The sequence below is a fragment of the Variovorax sp. 01T439_2 genome (genome assembly GCF_056398445.1).
The window spans coordinates 1-2,968 of sequence record NZ_JBFTPJ010000752.1; the positions used below are offsets into that span (position 1 = coordinate 1).

Genomic DNA, 2,968 nt, shown 5'->3' on the forward strand with positions numbered 1-2,968 from the left:
GCGCTGCTGGACCTGTTCTGTCGTATCAGGCATATGTCGAGGAGATCGAGCGACGTCGCGGCCGATGGTTGATCGGGGCCATCGTGGCAGCGGTAGTTTCAGTGGCTATCTATGTTGGGACGTCGCATGTACGCACACACGAGTAGTGCCGCAGTCGGCCAAGAGAAGCCCTTCGCTGGACAGGCAGAATTCGAGATTGCCACTGCCAAGCCAAGCCACTCAAATGCCTGAAGTACATCCTCGCGGCCAAGTGTTGGCCTTCGACCAATCTTTGAATACGTTCGTCGCACAGCCTGGATTGATGTTGCCGTGCACCAATATCGCTGAAATGCTTGAGCAGATTGAAGCAAGGACCGGCGCCTACATTGTGCCGCACGACCCGCCGAAATATTTTCGGTACCACCTGTCGCGTGACGACCCAACTTTTGTGCTTGTGGACATTCATGTCACCCGTGATGGAGAAGAAATATGCATCAAACAAGATATGTCGTTTCCGCTGTTTCCGAGCGACACGGTGATATTCGGCCGTCTTGCCTGCTGAGCAGTCGACGTGACGTCGTCGCCATTTGAACTGTGGCCGTTCCGACGTGGCAACGTCGTGAGCTTTGGAAGCGCACCTAGACTTCCGTCGCCGGCCAAGAGCGGCCGGTCGCATTGCCGGTTCGGCTTCTATTTGGTAATGTGAACTTGTACGGTCTTCCGGTCCCCGAACCTTGCTGTACGCCGTGCGGCGAGAATCCGTGAGGCGCCCATACATCAACACTCATGCAAGCTGCGAGTCACTTCGTTCTCCGTCCCTTCGTCGAGAGCGACGCCGTTTCCTTTGCTGAGGCCGTTCGCGAGTCGGGTGCTACGGTGGGCAAGTGGATGTCTTGGGCACATGCCGGCTACACCGATTCCGATGCACTGTCTTGGTTTTCACATTGCGCGCAGGAACGCGCAAACGGAGCGAGTCACGAATTCGGGATCTTCGATGCCCAGTCAAGATGCTTTGTGGGTGGGTGTGGCTTGAACCAATTCAATGCCCTCAATGGGTTCTGCAATCTCGGCTACTGGGTTCGTGAGTCCTGGCATCGCCGGGGTGCCGCCTCCGCAGCCATTCAGACCCTATCTCGCGTGGCTTTTTCAGAGCTTCAGCTTGGTCGAGTTGAAATCGTCGTCGCGGCAGACAACGCCCCCAGCCTTGCGTTGGCGGCCAAGTCCGGGGCCTTGCGCGAATGCCTGGCTCGCAATCGTTTAAAGGTGCATGGGAAATTCACCGACGCCTACGTTTTCTCGCTTGTTCCCGAGTCTAGTGCCCAATCTCTGAGCCAAACCGGTGGTCCTATACCGACATGAAAACAATCTCTTGCGTCGGGGCATTGGCATTCAGTCGTTCATTGCCCTCAACCCACAAAAGATTGGAGTTTCATGGCTAATTGGAAAGGGCGACTCTCCGTCCTCGCCTTTGGTGCAGCCATCGCGGGGATCGGCTACCTGCTGTGGGCCAGCGGTGATCGGGTTGGTTTCTTGTTTGGGCTCATCGGTGGTGCTTGCATCGCTGTGAGCGCCATGCTGCCGAATAGCCTGTTTGAGAAGACCGTTAGCTTTGTCGGTCGATTCTGGTAAGGCTGCGCAATCGTGGATGCAACAGCTGTCATCGGCCAATTGCGGGCCTTCGAGGGGTGGCGCCGAAGGACAGTGAACATGTACAGAGGAGTGACGTGAACACGGCTGACGACGGCCAACTCGGGGCGGCGCGCAGAGCGGTCGTGGACGCCGCTCGGGGCCTCGCGGATGACACGGTACCCTTTATTGAGGGCGTCAGGCAATTGGCAGCGCTGAGCTTTGAAGTGTCACGGCTTGACCATGACCCGGACTTCACGTTGTTCGTCGCCGTTGCGAGTGAAGCGGACCACCTTCCGCCGCACGAGCTCCGCAGTCAATGTGCGCCGGCCCGGCTAGAACAGTGCGACCGCGAGGCGCGCGAGCTCGAGGCTCTTCACCGGAAGCAGGTTCGCGCTGCATGTGCGCGCCTCGTCGGCCGGTTTTCCTCATGAGCGTGGAGCCAGCCGGTGGGCAGAATGCGACCAGAGCCAGTCATTGTTCCCGCAAGCGAAGATCAGCGGATGGCGGACATTCAAGCCCTACGACTTCGGTGAATCAAATGAGCTCCGGCAGCAAACGCAATGTTGCSAACATACTGATTCTTTTGGGTGTAGCCCCGACTGTGCTTTGGCTTGGCCTCCTGGCGATCAGCGGTGTGCTGACACCGTGGGCCGCCGTCGGCGTCATCTGGATCGGCATTCCTCTATGTTTTCTGAGCCTGCTGATTTCCGGAAGCGCGTGGGTATGGGCGCATGATCTTGCAAAAGCTAATCCTGAAAAATGGCGCGGTGCTCACCGCGTTCCTGGATGGGTCGCGACCGCTGTCGCTGGTCTCGCAGTCGTAGCAGTGATTGCCATCAACGCTCAGGGCTCAAGGCCGCCCACCGAACTCCCATCTCGATCAGTGCAGCTGTCGGCAGAGGAAAATGCAGCGATCGAACGGCAGGCGAGATCAAAGATCGAAGAGTTGACCGGCAAGCCCGTTGCGACAACGCCGCCCGCTCGCTAGTGGCGGATCCGGCCATGAGCAAACCCTGAACATCGTCGTCAATCGTAGATGTCGTATTCGACAAGCAGGTCCTTCATGGCATCCTCGACGCCGTAGCCGATGTTCTGACTGATGCGACATACGGCTTCCAGTCGTTCCATGAGCAAGGGTCGCTGCTCATCCGGCAGTTTCGAAATGGCCTTCAACGCCTGCTCGAACATTCGCACCAACGCGTTGAAAAAGCCTTCGTCCTGCAGGCCAACTTCAACGCTGAAGCCTGATCCGCGCTCGCAGTAGAAGACCATCAACTCTGCGAGGCCCTCCGGTTGGCCAATTGCCTTCCTGTAATTCGCGATGGCCTTCTTGGCCTCGGCGACGGACACGGTCTGGTTC

General features: G+C 58.0%; 5 protein-coding genes and 1 pseudogene. 5 read left to right on the plus strand and 1 reads right to left on the minus strand.

Annotated elements, in window-relative coordinates:
• Positions 1-223: 223 nt before the first annotated feature.
• The 5 genes from AC1DOC_RS27135 to AC1DOC_RS27155 all read left to right on the plus strand — a co-directional run bounded on the left by AC1DOC_RS27135 (position 224) and on the right by AC1DOC_RS27155 (position 2,596).
• The gene (locus AC1DOC_RS27135; protein WP_155247920.1) at positions 224-541 is read left to right on the plus strand and encodes a hypothetical protein; all 318 of its coding nucleotides are present in this window, start codon (positions 224-226) and stop codon (positions 539-541) included.
• 224 nt (positions 542-765) lie between these two features.
• On the plus strand, positions 766-1,338 hold the full coding sequence (locus AC1DOC_RS27140) for a GNAT family N-acetyltransferase (RefSeq protein WP_015867278.1): 573 nt from the start codon (positions 766-768) through the stop codon (positions 1,336-1,338).
• A 72-nt stretch (positions 1,339-1,410) separates the two neighbouring features.
• Positions 1,411-1,608, plus strand: a complete 198-nt coding sequence (locus AC1DOC_RS27145; RefSeq protein WP_018907260.1) for a hypothetical protein — start codon at positions 1,411-1,413, stop codon at positions 1,606-1,608.
• A 95-nt stretch (positions 1,609-1,703) separates the two neighbouring features.
• The gene (locus AC1DOC_RS27150; RefSeq protein ID WP_436036993.1) at positions 1,704-2,039 is read left to right on the plus strand and encodes a hypothetical protein; all 336 of its coding nucleotides are present in this window, start codon (positions 1,704-1,706) and stop codon (positions 2,037-2,039) included.
• Positions 2,040-2,146: 107 nt separating this feature from the next.
• Positions 2,147-2,596, plus strand: a complete 450-nt coding sequence (locus tag AC1DOC_RS27155) for a hypothetical protein (RefSeq protein ID WP_150106811.1) — start codon at positions 2,147-2,149, stop codon at positions 2,594-2,596.
• 38 nt (positions 2,597-2,634) lie between these two features.
• Here the strand turns inward: AC1DOC_RS27155 and AC1DOC_RS27160 are convergent.
• Positions 2,635-2,968, minus strand: a pseudogene (locus tag AC1DOC_RS27160) (hypothetical protein); the annotation flags it as partial.

What these genes read in the sequence shown, in the direction of transcription:
- AC1DOC_RS27140 (WP_015867278.1), top strand. Translation starts at nt 766, where the DNA reads ATGCAAGCTGCGAGTCACTTCGTTCTCCGTCCCTTCGTCGAGAGCGAC.
- AC1DOC_RS27145 (WP_018907260.1), top strand. Translation starts at nt 1,411, where the DNA reads ATGGCTAATTGGAAAGGGCGACTCTCCGTCCTCGCCTTTGGTGCAGCC.
- AC1DOC_RS27135 (WP_155247920.1), top strand. Translation starts at nt 224, where the DNA reads ATGCCTGAAGTACATCCTCGCGGCCAAGTGTTGGCCTTCGACCAATCT.